We start from the raw sequence: 26,282 nt of genomic DNA, 5'->3' as shown, positions 1-26,282 counted from the left end.
TTGCGAGAGGGAAGTGCAGTTCATGTTGTTTCGTAAGATCGACGGTCGCTTTATGGCGGCTATGGCGACCTCCTGCTTTATGCTCGCCGTCACCGGCTGCCAATCTGGCGGCGCGGGCGGCCTGTTCGGCCCCAGCCAGCCCAAGGACCCCAAGGTCGTAGCCGCCGAAGAGGGCAAGATCCTGGCCAGCGAGCTGCTCGCCTATTGCCCGAACGTTGTGCTGCGTGACGGCACGTCCTTCTTCAACAGCTACGCCAAGGGCGGTCAGGACGATCCGTCCAAGCTGGTGCACCAGTCGGCGATCACCGACGTCACCCGCAGTTGCACTCGTGCCGACGGCCAGATGACCATCAAGGTCGGCGTCGCAGGCAAGGTGGTGGTCGGCCCCGCAGGTGGCCCCGGTACAGTCAACATGCCGATCCGCATCGCCGTCGTCCGCAACGGCGAAGTGCTCTATTCGCAGCTTCACAAGAATTCGGTGCAGGTGACCGATCCGTCGACCGCCACCCAGTTCGTCTTCACCGATCCGAACGTGGTGATTCCGGTGCCGACCGCACGCGACGTGCAGGTCTTTGCCGGCTTCGACGAAGGCCCGGCCAAGAAGCCGGCGAAACAGTAAGGCGACGGGGACAGCAGTCAGCTGTCCTTGTGCCTCTGGTAGTAGCGGGCGACGCGCATGCGGTTGCCGCAGCGCGTCGCGGCACACCAGCGCCGGCGGCTGCTCGCCGGCAGAAACAGCTTCGTACAATCCTCGGCCTCGCACTTGCGGATCGTGCCGACAGCCGGGTCGGTGAGCACGCTTGCCACCGCTTCCGCGAGACGCGCTGCGAGGTCGGCGACAACCGACCCGGTGCGCATACGCTGCACCGCCAGCGATGATCCGGTCCACCGAAGTTCGAGATGAACCGGCGCTGCCGCCAGCGCCTGGTTGAGCTCGCGCAGGCTTGGCTCAGGCGGCGTCCTGCCGTGCCTGGCATGGTCGACGAGCTGGCTCGCACATTCGCGCACGGCGTGAATGGCGGCGAGATCGCCTTGTGACACGGCGATCAACGCATCGCCGCCATATTCCTCCAAACGTTCTGCCTGGAGCGCCACCCAGGCCCGCAGGCCATCAGGCGTCGCCAAATGGTCGATGCCCTCAGTGCCGCTGCGGGCGCGTGTGTTGACCAGGTCCAGCCCAAGAGGCTCGCCGGTCAGCGGAAGAATGTCGATGCTCATGCTAATTCCAAAATTGGAGATTGACACATTAGTCAATCAAGCGAATGTTGCTAATGCATAATCTTAGATAGAAAGCATGTGAAATGGCAATCGCAACGTTACCCCGTGTGGTTCATCGTCATCTCGACGTCGACGGCGTGCGCATTTTCTACCGTGAGTCGGTACCCGCCGACGGCAGCGTGCATAAGCCCGTGCTCCTTTTGCTGCATGGCTTTCCCTCGGCTTCGCACCAGTACCGCCGGCTGATCGATGCGGTCGGCAGCCATTACCGCGTGATTGCGCCCGACTATCCCGGCTTTGGCCACAGCGACGTGCCGCAGCCCGCGAGCGCTGGCGGCAGCTTCGTCTACAGTTTCGACCGCCTCGCCGACACGATGGAGGGGTTCATCAAGGGATTGGGACTGGACCGCTTCGTCGCCTATCTCTTCGACTTCGGCGCGCCTGTCGGTTTCCGCCTGGCGGTGCGGCATCCCGAATGGTTCGCAGGCCTGATCGTGCAGAATGGCAATGCCTATGATGAAGGGCTGTCGGACGGTGCGCGCAACTTCATCGCGCTGCGGCCCGATCAACCCGAGGCGGAGAAGGCGATCCTCGATCTGCTGACACTTTCAGGCACGCGCTTTCAGTATGAGAGCGGCGTCGGGCAGCAGGAATTGCTGGCGCCGGATGGCTGGACGCTGGACCAGCATTTTCTCGACCTGCCGGGCCGCAAGCAGCCGCAGGTGGACCTCGCCTTCGACTACCACAGCAACGTCGCGCGCTATTGCGAATGGCAGGCCTGGCTGAGGCAGTATCAGCCGCCGACGCTGATCGTGTGGGGCAAGGACGATCCGTTCTTCCCGGCGCCGGGCGCGCACGCCTATCTGCGCGATCTGCCCGAGGCGGAGCTGCATCTGTTCGAAACCGGGCACTTCGCGCTCGAGGAGAAGTTGCCCGAAATCGTGCCGCTGGTCGCCGATTTTGTCGACCGGACCTGGATCCGGCCCTGACAGTCGAGCCGGCCCTTGCCGGGCCGGCACGGTTACGCGTGTCAGGCGTTTTCAGACCACATGCTGAGTGCTGCGAGCACGCCGCCGAGGTCAGCCCAGCGCCGGATCACGGTTTCAGCACCTGCCTCGGTCAGCGCGTCGGCATGGCCCGGATAGCTGTGCGCGCCGCCGGTGAAGCCGATGACGCGCATGCCGGCGGCAACCGCGCCGGAAATGCCGTGCACCGAATCCTCGATGACGAAGGTGTTGGCCGGGTTGGCGCCGAGCGTCTTGGCGGCGTGCAGGAACACATCAGGCGCAGGCTTTGCCTTGCGGCTCGGAGTCTCAAGGGCCGAGAAGATACGGCCCTTGAACAGCGGCAGGATGCGCGTGCGATCCAGCATCATCTCGATGCGCTCGCTGGTGGAATTGGAGCAGATGCAACGCGGCGCGGTGACGGCGGCGACAGCTTCATGCACGCCTTCGATGGCGCGCACTTCGGTCTTGAGGCGGCGGTCGACCATTTCCTCTGCCTGGCTGATGAGCGAGGCCTGGAAGGGGATGGCCGCCTTCTCCTCGATCTTCAGCATGATGTCCTTGAAAGTCAGGCCGGCATAGCTCTCGGCGATCTCCTCGGCTGAGATCTCGAAGCCTGCCTGAGTGAGCAGTTCGGCCTCGATACGGGCGGCGATGATTTCGGAATCGACGAGCACGCCGTCGCAATCGAAAATGACTAGATCTGGCTGGTTCATGACGGTCCGGGAAAAATGGGCCGGTGCAAAGCGCGGCCGGGCAACTCAAGGCGCCGCGAATACACCATTCCGGTCCGAACCGCAAATTCGGACGCCTGCTTCATCAATTGTTTACGCTGATCGGTAACCATAATGGCGAGTAAACAGTAACGCGTCATCCGGGTATCAGAATGTCAGCAGTGCGTCCTCTTAGCCAGCTTTCCCGCACGCCTCAGCCGTCCGAATGGCTCGACACAATCATCAAGGGTGATTGCATCGCCGCGCTCGACAAGCTACCGTCGGCATCGGTCGACGTCATCTTCGCCGACCCGCCCTACAACCTCCAGCTCGATGGCGAGCTGCACCGTCCCGACCAGTCCAAGGTGGACGCTGTCGACGACCACTGGGACCAGTTCGAGAGCTTCGAGGCATACGATGCCTTCACTCGTGCCTGGCTTCTGGCGGCGCGCCGAGTGCTCAAGCCGAACGGCACGATCTGGGTGATCGGCTCGTACCACAACATCTTCCGTGTCGGCGCCAAGATGCAGGACATCGGCTTCTGGATCCTCAACGACGTGGTGTGGCGCAAGACCAACCCGATGCCGAACTTCCGCGGTCGGCGCTTCCAGAACGCACACGAGACGATGATCTGGGCTTCGCGCGACCAGAAGGGCAAGGGCTACACCTTCAACTACGAAGCCATGAAGGCGTCGAACGACGACGTTCAGATGCGGTCCGACTGGCTGTTCCCGATCTGCACCGGTGGCGAGCGCCTGAAGGACGACAACGGCAACAAGCTGCACCCGACCCAGAAGCCGGAAGCACTGCTGGCCCGCATCATGCTGGCCTCGTCAAAGCCGGGCGACGTCATTCTCGACCCGTTCTTCGGCTCGGGCACGACGGGTGCGGTCGCCAAGCGCCTCGGCCGCCACTTTGTCGGCATCGAGCGCGAGCAGTCCTACATCGATGCCGCCCAGGAGCGCATCGCCTCGGTGCGTACGCTCGACGGTCCTGAACTCACCGTGCTGACCGGCAAGCGCGCCGAGCCGCGGGTCGCCTTTATCAGCCTGATCGACATGGGCCTGCTGGCCCCTGGCGCCAAGCTCTATGATGCCAAGAAACGCCATTCGGCCACGGTTCGCGCCGACGGCACGCTGGTGGCCGGCGACAATGCCGGCTCGATCCATCGCGTCGGCGCCGCAGTCCAGGGGTTCGATGCCTGCAACGGCTGGACCTTCTGGCACTATGAGCGGGCAGGCGGTCTCACCCAGATCGACGAACTGCGCCGCATCGTTCGCGTCGGCATGGAAAAGGCAGGGGCATAACCACCCATGCGATCACCGGTCGCGCCTCATAGTCAGGCGCGACGGATCAGGCTCCATGGCTTGTGCCATCTGGCCCTTCAGGAACTCAAGCGGTCCTGTAAAACAGTTTGAAATTCTTGGCCTCGCGGCTTCGGATTTCGTTGGTCGGTCGGTTTCCAGTCACCGCCCGATCCCGAGACGCTCGAGGTCCGCCTCGAGCGTTTTGGCGTTTGTGAACAGCACTGCCTGCCAGCCGGCGTCGATGGCGGCGTTCACGTTCTTCTGGCTGTCGTCGATGAACAGCGAGGCTTTCGGGTCGAGTCCGAAGGTCTCGACATGCAGGTCGTAGATGCGGCGGTCGGGCTTGATCAGGCCGACGTCACCGGAAACCGTCACGCCGCGCGGCGTCTCCAGGAACGGGAAGCGGCCGCGTGCTTCGCGGAACGTGTCTGACGCCCAATTGGTCAGCATGGTGACGTCGTGGCCGGCAGCGACCAGGCTCTCCATCAGCGCGACGCTGTCTTGGTAGTGATGCGGCACCATTTCGTGCCAGTTTTCGCGGAAGGCACGGATGTTCTTCTCGTGCTCGGGATGTTCGACGATCAGCAGGGCTTCGGCTTCTTCCCAGGTGCGACCGCGGTCCTGCTCGATGTTCCAGTCGCTGGTGCAGACATTGTCGAAGAACCAGCGCCTCTGGACCGGATCGGGGATGATGCGGCTGAAGGGAAGGTCAGGGTCGTAGTGGATCAGCACCTTGCCGATGTCATAGACGATGTGGCGGATCTCGCTCATTCCCTAGCGTCCTCTTTTCGTTGCACCCGGTATGGCAGCTTCGATGACTTTTTTCATGACGGTTGGCAAGGCTTCGCCATTGAGCTCGTGGGCGGACGACCAGAAGTGGCCGTCGAACTCGACGCGCTGGGGCAGATCTGCCCGGAATACGTCGAGGTCGAGCGCAAAATGTGTGAAGACGTGGTTGATGCTGCCGGCGCGCTGCCACCTGGCGGGGAAGGGCGCGCTCTCTGTGCCGGTGGCGCCGTCGATCCGCGCCGTCCAGCCCGTTGTCGGCACCTCGGTCATGCCGCCCAAGAGGCCCTTGCCGGGGCGTTTGCGCAGCAGCACCGAACCATCCGATGTGACGGCGACGAAGGCGGCGCCACGCCGCTGCGGCTTCTCGGCCTTGGGCGGCTTGACCGGATAGAGTTCGGGATCGCCATTGACGATCGCGCTGCAGTCCTCGCGCAGCGGGCAGAGCATGCAACGCGGCCGGCGGGGTGTGCAGATGGTGGCGCCGAGGTCCATCATCGCCTGGGCGAAGTCGCCGGGACGAGATGCTGCGAGCATGCGCTCGACATGGGCGCGGATTACCGGCTTGGCCTCGGGCAGGGGTGTTGCGATCGAAAACAGGCGCGTGACGACGCGCTCGACATTGCCGTCGACCACGGCCGCCGGTCGGTTGAAGGCGATGGAGGCGATGGCTGCAGCCGTGTAGGGACCGATGCCAGGCAATTCGCGCAGGCCGTCTTCGGTGTCGGGAAAGCGGTTGTCGTGTTTGGCGGCGACCGTTTCGGCACAGGCCTTGAGGTTACGGGCCCGCGAATAATAGCCGAGCCCCGCCCAGGCCTTCATCACATCCTCTGCATCCGCCGCGGCGAGTGAGCCGACGTCCGGCCATTTTTCGAGGAAGGTGCGGAAATAGGGTTTGACCGCTTCGACCGTCGTCTGCTGCAGCATGATTTCAGACAGCCAGACGCGGTAAGGATCGGGTCGCAGGCCTTTGGCCAGCTCCCGCGGCGGCATCCGCCACGGCAATTCCCGGTGGTTTGCGTCGTACCAGGCGAGCAGGCCCGAGGCGATCCGGATGTCTGCGTCATCGGCATGCTTGCGGGTCTGTGCTGGGGATGCCATTGGTGGTCGGAACTGCCTTCGGCGTTACATGTCGACAAGGTTATCTCTGGAGCACGACATGGCAGGTAAAAGGTGGACGGGCAATCCCGTCCCGGTCAGCGATCTCGCCAGCGCCATCCTCGATCCCGTGCTGCGCAAGCGCACCGGCATATCGGTGGGGCTCGTCCAGTCCTGGGAGGAGATCGTCGGGCCGCGCTTGGCGCTGAACTCGCGGCCGGAGAAGATCCAGTGGCCGCGCCGGATGCACGAGGACGATCCGTTCGAGCCGGCGGTGCTGGTGGTTGCCTGCTCGGGGTCGGCGGCACTTCATCTGCAGCACGAAACCGGCGAGATCATCGGCCGGGTCAATTCCTTTCTCGGGTTCAACGCGATTGGCCGCATCCGCATCGTCCAGAAGCCGGTTTCGCGGCATGCGGGCCCGGTCCGGCCGCGCCTGCGCAAGCTCACCGATGCCGAGCAGTCGAAGATTGCCGGAACTGTAAGCTTGATCGAAGATGAGGGGCTGAAGGCATCGCTGGAGAAGCTGGGTGCGACGATATTGGCCTCCCGCAAGTAGAAATGCCGGGAATCTCGCGCTTTCGTGATTGAAAGTGCGGAAATTTGCGATTGGTTTGGGGACAGCCATGCCTTAATTCGCGCCAACTCTCGCCTTCACGTAAATCCGCATTGCAAAATCCAACCATCGTCAGGTGATTCGTATGTTCCCTTCCATTTCCCGCAGGACCGCACTTACCGGGCTGGCAGCCGTTTCGGCCGCAGCACTGCTCTCCGCTTGCAGCGACTCCGGCGAGGAAGCCAAGGCGGCGACGCCGAAGCCTGCCGAACCTGCGACGCCTGCAGCCCCGGCCACCCCGGCGACGCCTGTCCAGGCGGTGAAGGCTCCCGACGCGCAGGGCACGGTCGACATGGCCAAGCTGCTCGAGGCCGGCACGCTGCCCGATATGGTGCTCGGCAAGGCCGACGCGCCGGTGACCATCGTCGAATACGCCTCGATGACCTGCCCGCACTGCGCGCATTTCCACGAGACGACGCTGCCGGCGCTCAAGACCAAGTACATCGACACCGGCAAGGCGCGCCTGATCTACCGCGAGTTCCCGTTCGATCCGCTGGCCGAAGCGGGCTTCATGCTTGCGCGCTGCTCGAAGGACAACTACTTCCCGATGGTCGACGTGCTGTTCAAGCAGCAGTCGAACTGGGCCGCTTCGCAGAACCCGAAGGACGCGCTGCTTCAGATTTCCAAGCTGGCCGGCTTTACACAGGAGTCGTTCGAGGCCTGCTTGACTGACCAGAAGCTTCTGGACGATATCAGGGCTGTGCGCGCCCGCGGCGAGAAGGATTTCAAGGTCGACTCGACGCCGACCTTCTTCATCAACGGGAAAGTCTACAAAGGGGCGATGACGATTGACGAAATGTCGGCGATTATCGACGGCATGCTCTGATAGGTTCGCAGCGCCGAAGCGGATGAGCTTCGGCGCTCCCTTTTGCGCGGGTTGGCGCGGATGAAGTTTTCGCGCCTCCGCCTTCTCGGTTTCAAATCCTTCGTCGAGCCCGGCGAGTTCGTCATCGAACGCGGCCTGACCGGCATCGTCGGGCCGAACGGCTGCGGCAAATCCAATCTGGTCGAAGCGTTGCGCTGGGTGATGGGCGAAAGCTCATACAAGAACATGCGCGCCTCGGGCATGGACGACGTCATCTTCTCGGGTTCGGGCACCCGGCCGGCACGTAACACCGCCGAAGTCACGCTTTTCCTCGACAACACCGACCGCACCGCGCCTGCGTCCTTCAATGACGCCGACGAACTCCAGGTGTCGCGCCGCATCGAGCGCGAGGCCGGTTCCGTCTATCGCATCAACGGCAAGGAAGCCCGCGCCAAGGACGTGCAACTTCTGTTCGCTGATCAGTCGACGGGTGCACGTTCGCCCTCGATGGTCGGGCAGGGGCGTATCGGCGAGCTGATCCAGGCCAAGCCGCAGGCGCGCCGCGCCCTGCTCGAAGAGGCGGCAGGTATTTCCGGCTTGCACACGCGCCGCCATGAGGCGGAACTGCGCCTGCGCGCCGCCGAGCAGAACCTGGAGCGCCTTGACGATGTCGTCGGCGAGTTGGAAGGCCAGATCGAGAGCCTGAAGCGCCAGGCGCGCCAGGCGTCGCGTTTCAAGAACCTGTCGGCCGACATCCGCAAGGCGGAAGCGACGCTGCTGCACCTGCGCTGGACGCTTGCCAAGACGCAGGAAGGCGAGGCGCAATCGGCGCTGGCCGTCGCGACTTCGCTCGTTGCCGAACGTGCCGCCTCCCAGATGGCGGCGGCCAAGGATCAGGCGATCGGCGCCCATAAGCTGCCTGAGATGCGTGAGGCCGATGCCTCGGCAGCCGCGACCCTGCAGCGGCTGTCGATTGCCCGCTCGCAGCTCGAGGAAGAGGCTGGCCGCATCAATTCGCGCCAGAGCGAACTTGATCGCCGCCTGCAGCAGCTCGATGCGGACATTGCCCGCGAGCAGCGGATGATCGGCGACAACGCCGCGATCCTGTCGCGGCTTGATGCCGAAGAGCGGTCGCTGCGCGACGAGAACGACGGCGCGGCCGACCGCGAGGCGGAGACCCGCGCGGCACTTGACGAAGCAATGGCGACGCTGACCAAGACCGAGGCCGAGCTTGGCCGGGCGACCGCCGAGCGCGCCGAGGCGGCTGCGGGACGCAGCCAGGCCGAACGCGCCATGCGCGATGCCGCCGAACGCCGCGACCGTTTTGCGCGCCAGCTCGCCGAGCTTGACCGCGAGGCCGGCGAGATCGCTGCCCGGATCGCAGCACTCGCCGATCCGGCTGAAAAGCGCATGCTGGCCGAAGCCGCCCAGGAAGCGCTGGAAGAAGCAGAATATGCCGCGGCCGAGGCTGAACGCGCGGTTGGCGAGGCGCGCCAGGCAGAAGCGGCATCCCGCCAGCCGCTGCAGGAGGCCAAGGCCGAGCTCGCCCGCATCGAGACTGAGGCGCGCACGCTGGCCAAGATCATCGCCGCCGTATCGGGCGATGCCTATCCGGCAGTGCTCGAGCAGATCGGCGTTGACCGCGGCTTTGAGACCGCACTCGGCGCTGCCCTCGGCGATGATCTCGAAGCAGCGCTCGACAGCGCAGCACCGGTGCACTGGAGCGGCGCCAAGCCGGCGCCGACCGATCCGAAACTGCCGGCGGGCGCCAGCAGCCTTGCCGAAATGGTCCGCGCTCCGCAGCAGCTGGCACGCCGCCTTGCCCAGGTCGGCGTGATCGATGCGGCCGACGGCCCGCTGCTGCAGCCATTGTTGGCCCCGGGCCAAAGGCTCGTCAGCAAGGAAGGCGCCCTGTGGCGCTGGGATGGGCTGACGGCAAGCGCCGATGCGCCGACCGCGGCAGCGCTTCGTCTTGCCCAGAAGAACCGCCTGGCCGAACTCGATGCCGAGGCGATTGAGGCTACGCTCATCGTGCGCGCTGCCGAGGAAGCACTGGCGCGCGCCGAAGCTGCCGTGCGCGAAAGCGCTGAGGCCGAACGGCTGGCCAGACAGGCGGGGCGAGACGCGCAGCATCAGGTGAGTGCGGCGCGCGATGCGCTCGCCCAGGCCGAGCGGGCCGCTGGCGAATTGAGCAGCCGTCGCGCAGCACTCGATGAGGCACGCAGCCGCGTTGCCGATTCGCATGAGGACGCGCATGCCGTCTATGTCGAGGCGGAGGACATGCTTGGCGCTGCCGCCGACCTCGGCGATCTTCAGCAGCGTCTCGACCAGCTTTCGGCTTCGGTCGCACGAGAGCGCTCGGCCCTGGCCGATGCGCGCGCCGTCCATGATGGCCTGAACCGCGAGGCGGAAGCGCGGTCGCGCCGGCTGGGTTCGATCGGCGCCGAACGCCAGAGCTGGGTGCTGCGCGCCGAAAGCGCGGCCGAACAGATCGAATCCCTGACCGAGCGCCGCGAGGAAGCCGGAGCCGAGCGCGAGGCGCTTGCGGAGGCGCCGGATGAACTGGACGCGCGCCGTCGCTCGCTGATGTCGCAGCTCAACCAGGCAGAGGCGCAGCGCAAGGAGGTTTCAGACCGCTTGCAGGAAGCCGAGGCCAAGCAGGCTGTGCTCGACAAGGCGGCGACAGCTGCCATCCAGGGGCTTGCGGAGGCCCGCGAGGCACGTGCGCGTTCGGAGGAGCGGCTGACCGCTGCCGACGAGCGCCGTCGCGAGATCGAAGCGCGCATCCAGGAAGTGCTGAACACGGCTCCCCATCTCGTCATCCGCCACACCGGCCTCGAAGCCGACAGCCCGATGCCCGACCCGGTCGAGATCGAAAGGACCCTGGAGCGACTGAAGCTGGAGCGCGAGCGCCTGGGCGCCGTCAATCTGCGCGCCGAGGAAGAGCAGAAGGAACTGTCCGAGCGGCTGGAGGCGATCGTCTCCGAGCGCGAGGACATCATCGAGGCAATCCGCAAGCTTCGCCAGGGCATCCAGGGTTTGAACCGCGAAGGACGCGAACGGTTGCTGGCCGCGTTCGATCTGGTCAACGGGCATTTCAAGCGGCTGTTCACGCATCTCTTCGGCGGCGGCACCGCCGAATTGCAATTGATCGAGTCGGAAGATCCTCTCGAGGCCGGCCTCGAAATCCTTGCCCGCCCGCCCGGCAAGAAGCCGCAGACTATGACGCTTTTGTCCGGCGGCGAGCAGGCGCTGACAGCGATGGCGCTGATCTTTGCGGTGTTTTTGACCAATCCGGCGCCGATCTGCGTGCTCGACGAGGTCGACGCGCCGCTCGACGATCACAATGTCGAGCGCTTCTGCAACCTGATGGACGAAATGGCCGCTTCGACGGAGACGCGTTTCGTCGTCATTACCCATAACCCGATCACCATGGCGCGCATGAACAGGCTGTTCGGCGTCACCATGGCCGAGCAAGGTGTGAGCCAGCTGGTTTCGGTCGACCTGCAGGCGGCCGAGGCCCTGCGCGAGGCCAGCTAGTCAGGAGCGATCTCCGCCGCCTCTGATACAAGGTCAGCCCTATGAGCTGCGTCCGGCCTTTTTCAGCGTGAGGCAGTAGTCTTTGCGGTGACGCCGATAATTGAGTTTGCGCAAACCGGTGTGCGCAAGCCCTTTCAGCGAAATCACCCAGCTTCGCTGCTTCCTGACCTCGAGGCGTTCGGGTTCGATCAGGCTGCCGCCGAGTTCGTGCCCAATGTCGGCGATGAGGTTGGGCTGCACGGACAGCACCCGTAGTTTGAGTTCCCAGAAAAACTTGATGTCCTCGTCGATCTGCCGGAATACCGTCGGACGGCGCAGCATGCGCTGGGCACCGCGGCGTGTGATCAGGTAGCCGACCATGCCGGCAGTTGGGCTGCCATGCGAGACGATTTTGACGTCGCCTACAGGTATCGACTCCACGACAGGTCGTTCCTGGAAGTCGAACAGTTTGAGGATGTCCCACACGACCGGCGCCTTCATCAGCGCCTTGACGCGGCTGGCGAACCTGCCGGGGTCGATCAGATGGAAGTCGTCCTCAAGGATCAGCGCGACCTTGTGATCGGTTGCGAGGAACTCGCCCATCGCCTTGCGGTGGCTGGCATAGGCCGCCACTTCAGCCGGGGCTAGCGGACGCTTCGACTTTCGACGGTTTTGCCTTGCGTCATAGATTGCGGCGACTTCAGGAGACTGTGTGGTGAGCCCGTCGACGAAGGTGAAGGGCCAGGCAAGCGCTTTGAGTTGCGCCCGGGTCGAATTGCGACGGGGGCCGGATTCTGAATCCACGGTCACGACCAGCGTGAGCGGCTCATTAAACTGCATATAGCGTCTCTCTCATGAATGAGGACTACTAGAACTACACGCAGTATTGGGCAGGATAGCCACGTGAATGACGACAACCTCATATACGCTCAGGTTGCATCATGTCAAATGTATACAAACTATTTATTGCATTAGAAAGGGCTTTTTCAACTCGCTCTGATTTATCCCCTGCCTGCCTCGTCGAGCAGGTATGAAATCGCCATGTCGCGTTCGTCCTCATGGAGAATGTCCATGTCGAACAGGTTCATGCTGCGCAGGCCTTCGATGACGAGGAACGCCACGAGCAGCTTGGCCGTATCGGGGTTTTCCGCCTTCAGCCGGTCGAGCAGGTTGCGCTTGAAGTCCCTGACCGGATTGAGGAAGTCAGGGTCTTCGGACAGTGCCGCCAGCACCCCGGCGGCCGAGGGCTGATGGTGCTGGCATTCTTCAGCGGAGAGTTCGATATAAGCGGCAAGGCTGTTGGGGGAGGCCGCACCTTGGTCTGCCGACTTGGCGGCAAGGGCCTGTTCGAAGCTCTTGAGATATTCCTCGACCAGAGCCTGCATCAGCTTCGCCTTGGAGGGGAAGTTGTAGAGGAGGCCGCCCTTCGACACGCCGGCGCGCTGGGCGACAGCGTCGAGCGAGATGTTGCCCGGGCCGACGATATCGGCCAGCTCGGCTGCGGCGGCGAGGATCTTCTCGCGTGAACTCGGTCTGTGACCAGACATGACGGTACCTCCAATGCCGTTCACTTTATCGTGGATTGACAATACCGTCCAGACGGTACAGTAAGCGCGCTGCCCTTGGGTTTTTCCCAAAATGGGTTCATTGTGCACCGCAACCCGTCCGGGTGTGTGCGGTTCCAAACGACTGGGGTCTCCTTTGATCAAGCGCTTCATCATCGCTATCGTGCTGCTCGTCCTCGTTTGCGGCGGTATCGTCGGCTTCAACATCATGCGTGACAACGGCATCAAGCAGTACTTCGCCAATATGCCCGTTGCGTCGGTTACGGTTGCGACCACGAAAGTCGAGCCGGGTCCATGGACACCGGGCATCGAAACGATCGGTACTGTCGGCGCCTCGCAGGGCGTGGACCTGACGGTCGAGGCGACTGGCATCGTCAAGGAGATCAAGTTCGCCGCCAATCAGCGCGTCAACAAGGGTGACGTGCTGATCCAGTTGGACGATGCCGTTCAGCAGGCGGATCTGGCGGCGGCCAAGACCCAGGCCGATCTCGACCAGCAGGCGCTCGACAGGGCAACCGAATTGCGCCGCCGTGGCGTTGGTTCCGACGTGACGCTGGATGCGGCGCGGGCAACGGCCTCTACCTCGGCTTCCCAGGTCCAGAAGCTCCAGGCCGTGCTCGACCAGAAGCAGTTGCGTGCGCCGTTCTCCGGCACCATCGGTATCCCGAAAGTCGATATCGGACAGTATGTCGCTCCCGGCAACGTCATTGCTACGCTGCAGGATCTCGAGACGATGCGCGCGGATTTCGCCGTTCCGGAGCAGCAGCTCGCTCAGCTGAAGATCGGACAGCCGGTCAATTTCGGCGTCTCGTCCGACAGCATGCCGTTCAACGGTTCGGTCATTGGTATCGACCCCAAGGTCGACCCGCAGAGCCGCCTTGTTTCGGTCCGCGCCGAGATCACCAACCCTGAGGGCAAGCTGAGCCCGGGTCAGTTCGTCCGCGTCCGTGTCGAGCTGCCCAAGGAAGATAATGTCGTCGCGGTTCCGCTGACGGCGCTGACCTCGAGCCTCTATGGCGACTTCGTCTATGTCGTGCGCCCCGCTGAGAAGCCCGAAGCGCAGGCGTCGGCAGCGCCGGCAGCGCCGGCTGCTCCGGCCGCGGCAGCAGACGCCAAGCCGGAAGCCGAGCAGGCGCTGGCCGTCAAGCAGATCTTCGTCAAGGTTGGCCGCCGCTCGCAGGGCCGCGTCGAAATCCTCGAAGGCGTCTCGGGCGGCGATGAACTGGTGGTCGCAGGCCAGAACAGGCTTTCGAACGGCACCCCGGTCAAGATCGACAACACGGTTTCGCCCGTACCCTCGACCGATGCGAAGGCGGCCACGAAATGAGTTTCTCTGACATCTTCATCCGGCGCCCCGTCCTCTCGACGGTCCTCGCCTTCATGATCCTGCTCCTGGGTTTCCAGGGCATTTTCAATCTGTCAGTCCGGCAATATCCCGAGGTCGAGGAGACGGTGATCACCATCACCACCGTCTATCCCGGCGCCAGCGCCGACCTTATCCAGGGCTTCATCACCGCACCGATCTCAGCCGCTGTGTCGACGACCGAAAACGTCGACTACGTGACGTCTCAGAGCCGTCCGTCGACCAGCATCGTGACCGTGCAGATGAAGCTCGGCTCCAATCCCGACACCGCGCTGACCGAGGTCATGTCCAAGGTCCAGCAGGTGCGCGGCCAGTTGCCGAGCGACGCCAAGGATCCGACGATCGTCAAGGGCACGGGCATGCAGTTCGCCATCATGTACCTGGCGATGCAGAACCCGAACATGAGCGCCGAGGAGCTGACCGAATACATCCAGCGTGTCATCCGTCCGCGCATGTCGACCATCGAGGGCGTTGCCGAAGTCCAGGTTCTGGGCGCGGCCAACTATTCGATGCGTGTCTGGATCGATCCGGTGAAGCTCGCGGCACGCGGCCTGACCGCAGCCGAAGTGCTGCAAGCCATCAACGCCTCGAACTTCCTGTCGGCCCCCGGCAAGACCAAGAACGAGTATGTCACATACTCGATCACCATGAAGTCGACGCTGCAGACGCCTGAAGCGTTTGCCGAACTGCCGCTCAAATCCGAGAACGGCAATGTCGTGCGTCTGCGTGACGTCGCCAATGTCGAACTCGGCGCCGAAAGCACCGATACGGTCGTCAACTTCAACGGCGAGCCGGGCACCTTCATCGGCATCTTCCCAACACCGTCGGCGAACCCGCTTAACACTGCTGCTGCGGTCATCAAGGAACTGCCCGGCATCAGCGCGAGCCTGCCCGAAGGCATGACCATTACCATGGTCTACGATTCGACCGAGACGATCAGCGCCTCCATCGACGAGGTCTTCAAGACCATCGCCGAAGCCGTCGCCATCGTCATCGTCGTCATCCTGCTCTTCCTCGGCTCGTTCCGTTCGGTGCTGATGCCTGTGGTGACCATCCCGCTGTCCTTGATCGGTGTCTGTTTCATCCTTCTGATGATGGGCTATTCGATCAATCTGCTGTCGCTGCTGGCCATGGTGCTGGCGATCGGCCTCGTCGTCGACGACGCCATCGTGGTGGTGGAGAACATCCACCGTCACATGGAAGAGGGCATGACGCCGATGCAGGCGGCCTTCAAGGGCATGCGCGAAATCTTCGGTCCGGTGGTGGCGATGACCATCACGCTGGCCGCGGTTTTTGCGCCGCTTGCCTTCACCGGCGGCCTGACCGGTTCGCTGTTCCGCGAATTTGCGGTCACGCTTGCTGGTGCGGTCGTGCTGTCGGGTATCATCGCTGTGACCATCACGCCGATGATGTCGGCGCGCATCCTGAAGTCTGGCAGCCACAGCCGCTTCGCCGCCTTGGTCGACCGCACCTTCGAGCGTGTCGCCAATCGCTACGAGCGGCTGGTGGCCGGTTCACTGAACTATCGGCCGGTCACGCTTCTCGTCGTCATCGCGCTGGTTTCTGTCACCGCTTTCATGTTCTTCAAGACGTCGACCGAACTGGCGCCTGAAGAGGATTCAGGCGCGCTGTTCTCGCTGGTCACAGCTCCACGTTATGCCACGAGCGAATACACCAGCCTCTACACCGACCAGATCCGTGACCTGACCAAGGACCTGCCAGAACTCAAGACGAATTTCTCGATCGTCGGCATGGGCGGGGAAACCAATTCGGGCTTCTCTGTCTGGGCGCTGAAGGACTGGGCCGACCGCGACCGTTCGCAAAAGCAGATCCAGCAGGACATCCAGGGCCGGCTCTCGAAGGTCAGCGGTGTCGAGGCTCTGGTTTTTGCGCCGCCGTCGCTGCCCGGCGCGGGTGGCGGCCTGCCGATCTCGCTGGTCGTCCAGTCGACGGGTGATCCGAGCCAGGTCTATGAGGTGGCTGAGCAGATCAAGACGAAGGCGCAGGCCTCCGGCCGTTTCATCGTGGTGCAGAACTCGCTGTCCTTCAACGCGCCGCAGGTGACCGTCACCATCGACCGCGACAGGGCGGCAGCGCTCGACCTGTCGGTGCGCGATATCGGCACGACGCTCAGCCTGCTTGTCGGCGGCGGCTCGATTGCGGAATTCGACCGCGATTCGAACAGCTACGACATCATCATGCAGGTACCCGAGCAATATCGCGAGAACCCCGAGAAGCTGGGCGAGTTCTTCGTCCGCAGCGTCAACGGCAAGATGGTGCCGCTGTCGGCGGTGGTGTCGATCAGCACCAACGCCTCGCCGGCATCGATCGACCAGTTCAACCAGCTGAACTCGGCGACTATTGCGGCACTGCCGGTTCCCGGCGTGACGACGGGCGATGGCCTGAAGACGATCGAAGACATCGCCCGGCCGCTTCTGCCGGCTGGCTTCTTCATCGACTATTCCGGCCAGTCGCGTCTCGAAAGCGAGCAGGGCAACACCATCCTGATTGCCTTCGCGCTCGCCATCGTCGTCATCTACCTGGTTCTGGCGGCGCAGTTCGAGAGCTTCCGCGATCCGCTCATCATCATGATGTCGGTGCCGCTGTCGATCTTCGGCGCCATCGTGCCGTTGAACCTCGGGCTTGGCACGCTGAACATCTACACCCAGGTGGGTCTCATCACACTGATAGGATTGATCACCAAGCACGGCATCCTGCTGGTCGAATTCGCCAACCAGCAACGTGAAGAGCATGGAATGACCGCGCGCGAAGCGATCATCGCCTCGGCCAAGGTCCGCCTGCGCCCGATCCTGATGACCACGGCCGCCATGGCGCTCGGTGTCGTGCCGCTGATCCTGGCGTCGGGCGCGGGCGCTGCCGCCCGCTATTCGATGGGCCTGGTGATCTTCTTCGGCGTGATCGTCGGCACGATCTTCACGCTGTTCGTGGTGCCCATGTTCTACACCTACATCTCCCGCAAGGAGCTGAAGGCCCATGTCGAGTTGCCAGATGCCAAACAGATGGCAGAAGCTGCCCACCACTGAAGGCGACGATGTGAAACCAAAAAGCCCCGGAGCGATCCGGGGCTTTTTTGTATCCGCAGGTGGCCGCTCCAACGCCCTAGGCCGGTTGTCGCGAGCGTTGATGGCGCGTCAGGTAGCGCTCTAGGGTTCGGATGAGAGTGATCAGCATCAGGTTGATCACCAGATAAAGCGCTCCTGCGACGGCGAACACCTCGAACACTGCATAGGTCTGGCTCATCAGCCGCTTGGCGTAGCCGGTGACCTCAAGCACGGTGATGGTCGAGGCGAGGCTGGTGCCCTTGACCGTCAGGATCAGTTCGTTGCCATAGGCCGGCAGGGCCTGGCGTATGGCGAGCGGAAACTCGATGCGGCGGAAGCGCAGCACGCGCGACATGCCGCAGGCTTGTGCCGCCTCGACCAGTCCCGATGGAACCGACATCAGCCCGCCGCGCAGGATCTCGGAAGTGTAGGCGGCTGTGTTCAGCGCCAGCGCCAGCACCGCGCAGCGGGCGCCGTCGCTGACCACCCACCACAGCACGGCATTGTCCTTGACGACGGAAAGCTGGCCGAGCCCGTAATAGAACAGGAATATCTGGACCAGCAGCGGCGTGCCGCGGAACACGGTGCTGTAGCCCTTGGCGAAACCGGCGATGAAGCGGTTCGACGACAGCCGCATGATCGCAAGCCCGAGGCCGAGATTGAAGCCTATCAGCACCGACAGGAAGGTGAGCATCAAGGTGACCCGCAGCCCCTTGAGCAGGACCGGCACCGCTTGCTGGAGAAGTTCGAGATCCATCGGGCTATTTCCTTGCGCGCAGCCGGAACCGGCTTTCGGCCAGGTCGACGCCGGCCTGACTGACCAGGGTGATGACGAGATAGACCACCGCGGCGATGAGGTAGAAGATGAAGGGGTGGCGCGTCGTGTTGGAACCGATAAAGGCAACACGCATCAGTTCCTGCAGTCCGACGACCGAAACCAGCGCCGTGTCCTTGATGGTGACCTGCCAGACATTGTTCATGCCGGGTATGGCGATGCGCAGCATTTGCGGCAGGATGATACGGCGGAATATGCGCAGCCCCGGGATGCCGAGCGCCCGCGCGGCCTCGATGTGGCCCTGCGGGATGGCTGCCAGCGCGCCGCGAACGACCTCAGTCGAATAGGCGCCCGAGATCGCGCCGATGGCGATGACGGCGATAACGAAGGCATACCCGCTGTCTGCCATGCCGGCATAACCGAAGGCGGTCGCAACGCGAGTGACGAACTCGACGGAGCTGAAGAACAGCAGATAGATGATGAGCAGTTCAGGAACGCCGCGCACCAGCGCGGTATAGGCATCGACGACATAGGTCAGCGGCCGGATACGACCCCATTTGATCAGGCCGCAGACGACACCGACGACGAAGCCGCCCACCATGGCGGAAAGCGCTACGGCTATGGTGATCGTCGCGCCACGCAGGATCGCGCCGAACCAGCCGTCTGTCCACACCTGCCAAAGACTGAATTCCATCGAAACCGCCTGAGCTGTCACTGGTGGTTTTCCGCAAGGCCGAGCCGTGCGGCTCGAGCGGCCACCCGCGCCATCAGGCGCGGATAGCCGTCCCGACATTCGTTACTGGCACGGACGGGAAATATCCGTCTGGAACCACTTCTGGCTCGCCTTGCCGATCGAGCCGTCGGCGACCAGCGCGCACAGCGCCTTGTCGATATCGGCCTTGAGCGCGGTGTTTTCCTGCGCGATGCCGACGCCGATGCCTTCGCCGAGCGAAGGATCGAAGGTGCTCTGGATTTTCACGTCGACGAACTGGAAGTTCTTGCCGTCGGGCTTGGCAAGGAAGTCCTGCAGCGCCGAGGCATCGGCAAAGGCCGTGTCGACGCGTCCCGTCGCCAGGTCGATCTGCATCTGGTCGAGCGTGTCGTAGGTCTTGAGGTCTGCGCCGGGCACACGCTTCTCGAGGAAATGCGCATGCGTGGTGCCGGCCTGGACGCCCACCTTTTTGCCGTCGAGCGACTTCAGCAGCGTGTCGATGTCCTTGATGCCGGCAAGGTCGGAATCCTTGGGCGCCACGAACATGTTGGCGAGCTCGGCATAGCCGACGGAGAAGTTGATCTCCTTCTTGCGGTCGGCGGTGATCGACATGCCGGAGATGATGATGTCGAAGCGCTTGGCCTTCAGCGCCGGGATCAGGCCGTCGAAAGCCTGCACGACGAAGTGGCAATTCTTCTCGAGCTTGGCGCAGAGCAGCGCGCCGACATCGGCGTCGAAGCCGGTGACGTTGCCGGCGGCATCCGCCATGCTCCAGGGCGGATAGGCCCCTTCGGTGCCGATCGACAGCTCACCTTCGCTGGCAAACGAGCTGCTCATTCCCGCGGCAAGGCAGGCGAGCAGCGACAGGACTTTCAGTTTCATTTTTCAGTTCCCCATTGTTGAACGTTTTTGGTTTTGCATCGGGCTTGGCGCCCGGTTGCTCCGTGGTTGCGCCAGCGGTCAGAGCGTCCTCGCCAGGAATTGGCGCAGGCGTTCCGAGCGCGGATTGGCGAACAGCTCCGCCGGCGCTCCCTCTTCCTCGACCTTGCCGCGGTGGAGAAAGAGGATTTTGTGCGACACCTCGCGCGCGAACTGCATCTCGTGCGTCACGAGGATCATGGTGTTGCCTTCCTCGGCGAGCTGGCGAATGACGCGCAGCACCTCGCCGACGAGTTCTGGGTCGAGCGCCGAGGTCGGCTCGTCGAGTAGGATCACCTTGGGCCGCATCGCGAGCGTGCGGGCAATTGCTGCGCGCTGCTGCTGGCCGCCGGAGAGCTGACCAGGATATTGGTCGTGCTTTTCGGACAGGCCGACCTTCTTGAGCAGCGCGTGGGCGCGGTCGACTGCCTCGTCGCGACGCTCGTTCAGCACGTGCACCGGCGCCTCGATGATGTTTTCGAGCACCGTCAGGTGAGGCCACAGGTTGAAGCTCTGGAACACCATGCCGACGCGGGCGCGGATACGTTCGACCTGGCGCATGTCGGCTGGATGGGTGCGCCCGTCGGACGTCTTCTTCATCCGGATCTCTTCGCCGTCGACGATGATGCGCCCGCCATTGGGTTGTTCCAGCAGGTTGATGCAGCGCAGGAAGGTGCTCTTGCCCGACCCGGACGAGCCGATCATCGACACCACTTCGCCAGCACTTGCCTGCAGGCTGACGCCGCTCAGCACTTCGAGCTGGCCGAAGCTCTTGTGCAGCTCGACCACCTCGACCGCGGGCGTCTGGCGCAGCATGGCTGCCGCCGGATGCGGCTGCACGATGGTCGTGGCCGCAACTTTCGGACCTGGCCCGGGCTTGCCGCCGGACGAGGCATCCACTGCCCGCAGGTCGGCAAAGGCGCGGTCGAAATAACGCAGGCTGCTGGCGAGGCAATTCCATTGCCAGTCCGGGTCTTCCGGAATGAAGGCGGAGCGCAATGTCGCCTTGATGCGCTGTCCGAGCGGCGAGTCGATCTTGCCGTGGAGATGCAGCCAGTTGTCGGCCTGGACGGCGTCCATGACGGCGGGACCGTCGAGCGTGCCGCATTCGACCACAAGCGGCAGCACCCGCGCATTCGGCATGGCCTTGCGCATGGCGGCCGAGACATAGCCGGTGGCGGTAGCCGCAATGCCGGTATCGGTGGTGGCATCCTGGCCGGTCAACACGACGGACAAGGCGGGACCAAACACCTGCTTGCCCCAGGCGAGCCCGTCATGTTCGATTTCCGCAACCGACAGCAGGGCCGGATAGCCATAGGGACCGGCACCGGTGTGCAGGTCGAAGACCACGGCCTGGCGCGCTTCGGCAGCGAAGGTGGCGAGGATGTCATTGAGCGTGCGGTTCGACCAGACCGGGCCGTCGCCGCCATAGAACAGCCCGTCCGGGAACTGATACTGGCCGGCCTCGACGATGGGGGCGAGCCCGGCATGGCCACCGAGCTGCTGCTTTGCCGCGGCAAGCGCTGCATCGGCCTTGTCGCGGTCCGCCCCCTCCCATTCGTGGCAGGCGAACGCCTCATGCAATTCGGCGTATTTCTCGTTCCTTGGAGCAGATGCCTGCCAGTCGATGAAGTTGCGATTGAGGTCGACATTGTCCTCGTTGACCCGGCGCGACCAGGCCGTGCCCCATGGGTTGATGAGGTGGATGGCCAGGATCGCCGTGTCCTCGGGCAGTCGCCACGGCGCGTTTTCCTCCAGCCATGCCGCCTGGCAGGCCGAGCCGAACTGCCCCTCGACGCCATGGGTGCCCGAGATCATCACCATCAGCTTGGAGGCATTGCGGCGGCCGATCAGGGCCACGTCGGTGGCAAGCACTTCGCCGGCCGGGCCATGCAGCGGATGCACATATTCAGTGAGTTCGGCACCGGCGCGCTGGGCGGCATTGCGGAACCGCTGGCGTAGCTCGGTGAAATCGACCGAGTAGGATCGCTGCGAGGGCACGTCACGCATGGGCTTGGCCTCCGTGCTCGTTGGCAGGTAGTGAAGCAAGTGGCAGCACCTTTCCCGGGTTCATCAGCACGTGGCTGTCGAGTGTGTCCTTGACGCGCATCATCAGGTTCAGCTTGGTGGGGTCGGCTGTGGCGGCGAGCGCATGGATGCGCTTGGACCCGACACCATGCTCGGCGGAGAACGACCCGCCAATCTCGGCGAGACCGGTGTAAAGCACCTGTTCGACGGCAGCCGACATCGCCTCGGGCAGGGGGGCGGCGCGATTGAGTACGATGTGCAGGTTGCCGTCGGCCAGATGCCCGAAGAGGTAAGGATTGAGACCGGCTTCGACTGCTGCGAGGCCGGAGGCGATCCTTGCGACATAACGGTCAATTTCGGACAGGGGCACCGACACGTCGTAGGAAGGGGCGGTCTTGTGCGTGCGATAAAGCACGTCGGTGTCCTCGCGCAGCCGCCACAACGCTTCTTCCTGGCGTTGCGAGCTGGCGACGATGCCGGTGGCTTCGTCGAAGCGCTCCATGATCTCGGCGAAGAGCCGCTCGAACTCTTCGCGCAGCTCGCCCTCCCGTGCTCCGCCCAGCGACATCAGCAAATAGACGGGCAGGTCGAGATCGAAACCCGGCTCCGACCAGTCTTGGGCGGATGCGGTCAGCTGGATGTAGGGCTGCCACAGTGCCTCGGCGGCGCGCAACTGGCCTGCCTCACCGTCGAGCGCCAGGCGGATGAGGTCAAGTGCTGCAGTGACCGAGGGCAGGCCGAAAAGGGCCGTGGCCGTCGCCAGCGGCACAGGCTCGAGCTTCATCACCACCCTGGTGACGATGCCCAGCGTCCCCTCCGCCCCGATGAACAGGTGCTTGAGGTCGTAGCCGGCGGAGTTCTTCACCACGCGCGTCAGGTCCGAATAGATCGTGCCGTCGGCCAATACCGCTTCAAGGCCGAGTACCCTGTGGCGCATGACGCCGTTGCGGAAGGCCATGACGCCGCCGGCATTGGTCGACACCATGCCGCCGATGGTGGCGCTGCCGCGCGCGGCAAGGTCGATGCCGGGTTCGAGCCTATGCTCCAGGGCCGCAGCCTGCAAGGTTTCGAGGGTGACACCGGCTTGCACGACGGCCGTGCGTTCGACCGGGTCGAGCCGTTCAATACGGTTCATCCTGTCGAGCGACAGCACCACTTCGCCGGGCTGCGAGACGCTTCCGCCGACAAGGCCGGTGCGGCCACCCTGGGGCACAAGCGGCACGCCGTGACTGCGGCACAGGCGGACGATGGCCGACACCTCTTCGGTAGAGGCAGGTGATGCGACGATGCCGGCGGCGAGATTGTCGGGATGGGTGCCGGGGTCGATTGCGGCCGCCACGCCTGTGCGCACATGCTGCGCGCCGATGGCGCTGCGCATTGCAAGGACAAGCGCCGCAGGCACCGCCGTCTGTTCCCGTCTTTCCGCTCTGGCCGTGGCGCTGGTCATCGGCGCGCCGCCTTTTCCAGCGCCCGGAGCAAGCGGTCGTTGTCTTCCGCTGTGCCGATCGTCGCGCGCAGGTATCGCTCGTAACCCCTTTCCCGCCACGCCTTGACGATGATCCCTTCCTGGAGAAGGGCAGCCGCGAGCGTGGCGCTGTCGCCGCGGCAGTCGAAGAACAGGAAGTTTGTCTGGGAGGACGCGACCTTGAATCCAAGGGCATCGAGGCTTGCCGCAACACGCTCGCGCTCGCCGCGCAGCCGCGCCACCGAAGCCTGCATCCATGCCTCGTCGCCGAGCGCCGCGATCGCGGCTGCCTGTGCCGCGGCATTGACGTTGAACGGCGTCTTGGCGGCGGTAACCACGCGGGCGAGATCGGCATCGGAGCAGATGGCATAGCCGACGCGCAGGCCAGCAAGCCCATAGGCCTTGGAGAAGGTGCGCAGCACGATATGGGGAATGTTGCTCTGGCGCAGAACCTCCAGCCCATTCGGGCAGGACGCATCGGCAAACTCGAAGTAGGCCTCGTCGAGGACCAGCAGCGTTCCCGGCCTGACTGCCGCGATCAAGCGCTCCAGCGCCGGCCTGTCGAGCGCCGGCCCGACCGGGTTCCACGGTGACGACAGGAAGACCACGCGGGGGCCTTGAGAGATCACCTGTTCGAGGGCGGTAAGGTCGAAGCCCAGGTCTTCCGTCATTGCCACCTTGGCGACGGTCGCGCCCTGCGCCAGCGGTTCGATCTCATGTAGGCCGAAGCTCGGCACCACTGTGAGCACCGAGGCGCCTGCCACAAGTATGGCGCGCGAGATTGCGGCGATCATCTCCTCCGATCCGTTGCCAATGACGATCCTGTCTGCGTCGACGCCAAGCTTGAGGCCGAGTGCACCGCGCAGGGTGGTGCAGGCCGGGTCGGCATAACGCCAAGGCTCCAGGTCGGGCGAGGCAAGTGCCGCCAATACGGCAGGCGAGCAGCCATCAGGGTTTTCGTTGCTGGCGAGACGGGCAATGTCGTTGCGGCCCGAAATCGAGCGGGCGATGGCGACGTTCATGCCGGCATTGTAGGGCGGCAGGGCGGCGACATCAGGATTGAATGCCAGTCCGTTGCTCGAAGCGGTCTTGACCGAGTTGTCCACGCCAATGTTTCCGTTCTCTGGGTTCTGCCTGGAGTTCGTACCTGTTGCGGCGCGCCGCCGTCATAAGTCCAAGACGACCGACCCTTTCGGCCGGGAGCAGCACAACAGCACCTCGCCTGAAGCGAGTTCGTCGAGCGGCTCCTCGAAATAGGCGACCTCGCCGGCGACGAGATGCGACTTGCAGGTGCCGCAAATGCCGGCCCGACAGCTGAATTCAGGCGCCAGCCCCTGGTCTTCGGCGAAGGCCAGCAGCGATTCCGCGTTGGCGTCCCACGCGGCCGTCACGCCTGATTTGCGGAACTCGACAATGGTCGCACCTTCGGCAGCATCTGTCGGCAAGGCTTGCTTTAGCGGGGGCACCGGCTTCTCGGCTGCAGGCTCGAGAAGGGTCGCGGGGCCAAAGAACTCGTAGGCGATGCGCTGCTTTGGGACACCCAGCCCGCGCAACAAGCCGTGCACGGCCTGCATGAAGGGCGAGGGGCCGCACAGGTAGAAGTCGTAGTCGTCGAATGGCAGCAGGCGTTGCAGCAGGTCGCGGGTGATGACGCCTTCGCTGTGGTGGCGGCCGCCGACCTTGTCCGCATCTGTCGGGAAGCGGTAGCAGAAATGGGCGATCATGCCGGGACGGGAGGTTGCCAGTGCCTCGACCTCGTCGCGCAGGGCATGCACCTCGCCATTGTCGCAGGCGTGGATGAAGAAGGCCCGGCGGTCGGTTGTCGCCAGCGCGTGCAGCATCGAGACCAGCGGGGTCAGCCCGACGCCGCCGCTGAGCAGCACCACCGGGCGCTGGCTGGCGCTGTCGAGCACGAAGTCGCCGCGCGGCCCCTCGGCGACAAGCACGTCGCCGACCTCGATCTGGTCATGCAGGTAGCAGGAGCTTAGGCCGTTCGGCACGCCGGCGACCGGTGCTGCCTCTCGCTTGACCGTGATGCGATAGCCGTCCCTGCGCTCGGGCGAGCAGGAGACGCTGTAGTTCCGGAGCACGAATTCCTTGCCCTCAGGTACCGGCATGCGGAAAACCAGAAACTGTCCGGGCTCGAATGCACGCCATCCTCCTGGCTTCACCGGCTCAAGGTGGAACGAAGTGATGACGGCGCTCTCGCGCACTTTGGCAATCACCTTGAGCTCGCGGAAGCCGCTCCGGTGCGCACTGACGGGGGCGGCGAAAGCGTTCATTCGGCCGCCTGCAATTGCTGGTCCTCGGCGGCGATCAGCTTGGCCAGGTTGCGGCGGAAGCGCAGCGGGCCGACATCGATCTTGAGGTCGAGATTGGGTGTGCGCTTGTTGGCCATGCCCTTGTGCACGGCATTGAGGACGACGCGGTCCTCGTCGAAGGCGCCGCGTACCGACGTGGCGAACTGGCGTGAAATCTCGGCGTCGTCGGGCGCGAAATTGCGCATCTGGAACCAGTAATATTTGGTCTGGTTCTCATCGACCGGGGTCATGAAATTGTAGCTGTCCATGAGGAAGACGTCTTCATGGTAGGGCTTGCCCTCGCCACCTGTGCCAGCCGGCAGGAAGATCGCCTTGATGATGGCATTGCTCGGGTAGCGGACTTCGTAGTGCTGCTTGCGGTCGCAATTGCCCGGGAATTTCAGGTAAGGCGCGTAGAAGGGCGCTGGCTCGACATTGATCATCCAGCGCCAGACGGTGACGCCATCCTCGCCGACTGTGGTTTCAAGCGGCGCTTCCTCGGCCGCCGCATTGCCGAATGACGACTGGTGCACCCATGCGACATGCGAGGGATCGAGCAGGTTGTCGGTCATGTAAAGGTAGTTGCAGTCGAGCGTCATTGACTCGCCGCGGTTCACGCCCCAGGCGGGATCGCCCCAGTGATCGACTTCGAAGATCTTGGCCGGGTCGGCTTGGGTTGCATCGCCCATCCACACCCAGAGCAGGCCGTAGCGCTCTGATATCGGGTAGCTGCGCACCTGGGCGACATGCGGGATCTTCTCGGCACCGGGAACACGGGTGCAGGTGCCGGTGCAGTCGAAGGTCAGGCCGTGGTAGCCGCATTCGACATTGTCGCCTTTGATGCGGCCCATCGACAGCGGCAGCTTGCGGTGCGGGCAGGCGTCTTCGAGGGCAGCGACCACGCCGTCGGTCTTGCGGTACAGGACGATGTCCTCGCCCAGAACTTTTGTCGGCTTCAGCTCGCCATGGCCGACCTCATGGTCCCACGCTGCCACGTACCAGCAATTCCTGAGAAACATGGCCGCTTC

The 26,282-nt window shown here is 63.9% G+C and carries 22 protein-coding genes; 8 read left to right on the top strand and 14 right to left on the bottom strand.

Going from position 1 to position 26,282, the window contains the following annotated elements:
* Window positions 1-22: 22 nt before the first annotated feature.
* Window positions 23-619, top strand: a complete 597-nt coding sequence (locus NDO48_RS26530; protein WP_026226959.1) for a hypothetical protein — start codon at window positions 23-25, stop codon at window positions 617-619.
* Window positions 620-636: 17 nt separating this feature from the next.
* On the opposite strand, the gene NDO48_RS26525 is transcribed toward NDO48_RS26530, so the two are convergent.
* Window positions 637-1,218 carry a CGNR zinc finger domain-containing protein gene (locus tag NDO48_RS26525; RefSeq protein ID WP_018426826.1) on the bottom strand — a complete coding sequence of 194 codons (582 nt, stop codon included), beginning with the start codon at window positions 1,216-1,218 and terminating at the stop codon, window positions 637-639.
* A gap of 83 nt (window positions 1,219-1,301) precedes the next feature.
* On the opposite strand from NDO48_RS26525, the gene NDO48_RS26520 reads away from it, so the two are divergent.
* A complete protein-coding gene (locus NDO48_RS26520) occupies window positions 1,302-2,207 on the top strand; it encodes an alpha/beta fold hydrolase (protein ID WP_026226960.1) in 906 nt (301 codons plus the stop codon).
* Between the two features lie 41 nt (window positions 2,208-2,248).
* Here NDO48_RS26520 and NDO48_RS26515 read toward each other — a convergent pair whose 3' ends face one another.
* Entirely contained in the window at window positions 2,249-2,938 is a 690-nt protein-coding gene (locus NDO48_RS26515; protein ID WP_018426828.1) for an HAD family hydrolase, read from the bottom strand.
* Window positions 2,939-3,108: 170 nt separating this feature from the next.
* Between NDO48_RS26515 and NDO48_RS26510 the strand changes: the two genes are divergently transcribed.
* Window positions 3,109-4,242 (top strand): site-specific DNA-methyltransferase, encoded by a 1,134-nt coding sequence (locus NDO48_RS26510; protein WP_018426829.1) that lies wholly within the window; start codon window positions 3,109-3,111, stop codon window positions 4,240-4,242.
* Between the two features lie 159 nt (window positions 4,243-4,401).
* Here the strand turns inward: NDO48_RS26510 and NDO48_RS26505 are convergent, their stop codons facing one another.
* Both NDO48_RS26505 and mutY read right to left on the bottom strand, forming a co-directional pair.
* Entirely contained in the window at window positions 4,402-5,013 is a 612-nt protein-coding gene (locus tag NDO48_RS26505) for an HAD family hydrolase (RefSeq protein ID WP_018426830.1), read from the bottom strand.
* A 3-nt stretch (window positions 5,014-5,016) separates the two neighbouring features.
* Window positions 5,017-6,129, bottom strand: a complete 1,113-nt coding sequence (gene mutY / locus NDO48_RS26500) for an A/G-specific adenine glycosylase (protein ID WP_018426831.1) — start codon at window positions 6,127-6,129, stop codon at window positions 5,017-5,019.
* Window positions 6,130-6,187: 58 nt separating this feature from the next.
* Between mutY and NDO48_RS26495 the strand changes: the two genes are divergently transcribed.
* The 3 genes from NDO48_RS26495 to smc all read left to right on the top strand — a co-directional run bounded on the left by NDO48_RS26495 (window position 6,188) and on the right by smc (window position 11,087).
* Window positions 6,188-6,685 (top strand): DUF721 domain-containing protein, encoded by a 498-nt coding sequence (locus NDO48_RS26495; protein WP_018426832.1) that lies wholly within the window; start codon window positions 6,188-6,190, stop codon window positions 6,683-6,685.
* A gap of 142 nt (window positions 6,686-6,827) precedes the next feature.
* Window positions 6,828-7,568: a DsbA family protein gene (locus tag NDO48_RS26490; protein ID WP_018426833.1), complete on the top strand. Its 741-nt coding sequence runs from the start codon at window positions 6,828-6,830 to the stop codon at window positions 7,566-7,568.
* A gap of 60 nt (window positions 7,569-7,628) precedes the next feature.
* Complete coding sequence (gene smc / locus NDO48_RS26485; protein WP_267322709.1) at window positions 7,629-11,087, top strand: chromosome segregation protein SMC; 3,459 nt, start codon at window positions 7,629-7,631, stop codon at window positions 11,085-11,087.
* Between the two features lie 39 nt (window positions 11,088-11,126).
* Here smc and NDO48_RS26480 read toward each other — a convergent pair whose 3' ends face one another.
* Window positions 11,127-11,906 (bottom strand): glycosyltransferase family 25 protein, encoded by a 780-nt coding sequence (locus tag NDO48_RS26480; RefSeq protein ID WP_018426835.1) that lies wholly within the window; start codon window positions 11,904-11,906, stop codon window positions 11,127-11,129.
* A gap of 161 nt (window positions 11,907-12,067) precedes the next feature.
* Entirely contained in the window at window positions 12,068-12,613 is a 546-nt protein-coding gene (locus NDO48_RS26475) for a TetR/AcrR family transcriptional regulator (RefSeq protein ID WP_018426836.1), read from the bottom strand.
* A 154-nt stretch (window positions 12,614-12,767) separates the two neighbouring features.
* Here NDO48_RS26475 and NDO48_RS26470 point away from each other — a divergent pair, with 154 nt between their 5' ends.
* On the top strand, window positions 12,768-13,958 hold the full coding sequence (locus tag NDO48_RS26470) for an efflux RND transporter periplasmic adaptor subunit (RefSeq protein ID WP_018426837.1): 1,191 nt from the start codon (window positions 12,768-12,770) through the stop codon (window positions 13,956-13,958).
* The gene (locus tag NDO48_RS26465; RefSeq protein ID WP_018426838.1) at window positions 13,955-17,038 is read left to right on the top strand and encodes an efflux RND transporter permease subunit; all 3,084 of its coding nucleotides are present in this window, start codon (window positions 13,955-13,957) and stop codon (window positions 17,036-17,038) included. The genes NDO48_RS26470 and NDO48_RS26465 overlap by 4 nt, the downstream gene beginning before the upstream one ends.
* Window positions 17,039-17,114: 76 nt before the next feature.
* On the opposite strand, the gene NDO48_RS26460 is transcribed toward NDO48_RS26465, so the two are convergent.
* From NDO48_RS26460 to NDO48_RS26420, 8 genes are all read right to left on the bottom strand, one after another.
* Window positions 17,115-17,813 (bottom strand): ABC transporter permease, encoded by a 699-nt coding sequence (locus tag NDO48_RS26460; protein WP_018426839.1) that lies wholly within the window; start codon window positions 17,811-17,813, stop codon window positions 17,115-17,117.
* 4 nt (window positions 17,814-17,817) lie between these two features.
* Window positions 17,818-18,525 carry an ABC transporter permease gene (locus tag NDO48_RS26455; protein WP_018426840.1) on the bottom strand — a complete coding sequence of 236 codons (708 nt, stop codon included), beginning with the start codon at window positions 18,523-18,525 and terminating at the stop codon, window positions 17,818-17,820.
* Window positions 18,526-18,627: 102 nt separating this feature from the next.
* Complete coding sequence (locus NDO48_RS26450) at window positions 18,628-19,425, bottom strand: transporter substrate-binding domain-containing protein (RefSeq protein ID WP_267322708.1); 798 nt, start codon at window positions 19,423-19,425, stop codon at window positions 18,628-18,630.
* A 78-nt stretch (window positions 19,426-19,503) separates the two neighbouring features.
* A complete protein-coding gene (locus tag NDO48_RS30485; protein WP_323848127.1) occupies window positions 19,504-21,471 on the bottom strand; it encodes a DUF2817 domain-containing protein in 1,968 nt (655 codons plus the stop codon).
* Entirely contained in the window at window positions 21,464-22,936 is a 1,473-nt protein-coding gene (locus NDO48_RS26435) for an FAD-binding oxidoreductase (protein ID WP_267322707.1), read from the bottom strand. Before NDO48_RS26435 ends, NDO48_RS30485 begins: the two co-directional genes overlap by 8 nt.
* Complete coding sequence (gene hisC / locus NDO48_RS26430; RefSeq protein ID WP_267322706.1) at window positions 22,933-24,060, bottom strand: histidinol-phosphate transaminase; 1,128 nt, start codon at window positions 24,058-24,060, stop codon at window positions 22,933-22,935. Before hisC ends, NDO48_RS26435 begins: the two co-directional genes overlap by 4 nt.
* 60 nt (window positions 24,061-24,120) lie before the next feature.
* Window positions 24,121-25,236: a 2Fe-2S iron-sulfur cluster-binding protein gene (locus NDO48_RS26425; RefSeq protein ID WP_267322705.1), complete on the bottom strand. Its 1,116-nt coding sequence runs from the start codon at window positions 25,234-25,236 to the stop codon at window positions 24,121-24,123.
* Window positions 25,233-26,273 (bottom strand): aromatic ring-hydroxylating dioxygenase subunit alpha, encoded by a 1,041-nt coding sequence (locus NDO48_RS26420; protein WP_026226962.1) that lies wholly within the window; start codon window positions 26,271-26,273, stop codon window positions 25,233-25,235. The genes NDO48_RS26425 and NDO48_RS26420 overlap by 4 nt, the downstream gene beginning before the upstream one ends.
* Between the last annotated feature and the right edge of the window lie 9 nt (window positions 26,274-26,282).

Source organism: Aminobacter sp. MET-1, assembly GCF_026521175.1.
Classification (GTDB): Bacteria; Pseudomonadota; Alphaproteobacteria; order Rhizobiales; family Rhizobiaceae; genus Aminobacter.
The sequence above is the reverse complement of the archived record's forward strand: the minus strand, read 5'-3'. Positions and strand labels throughout refer to the sequence as shown.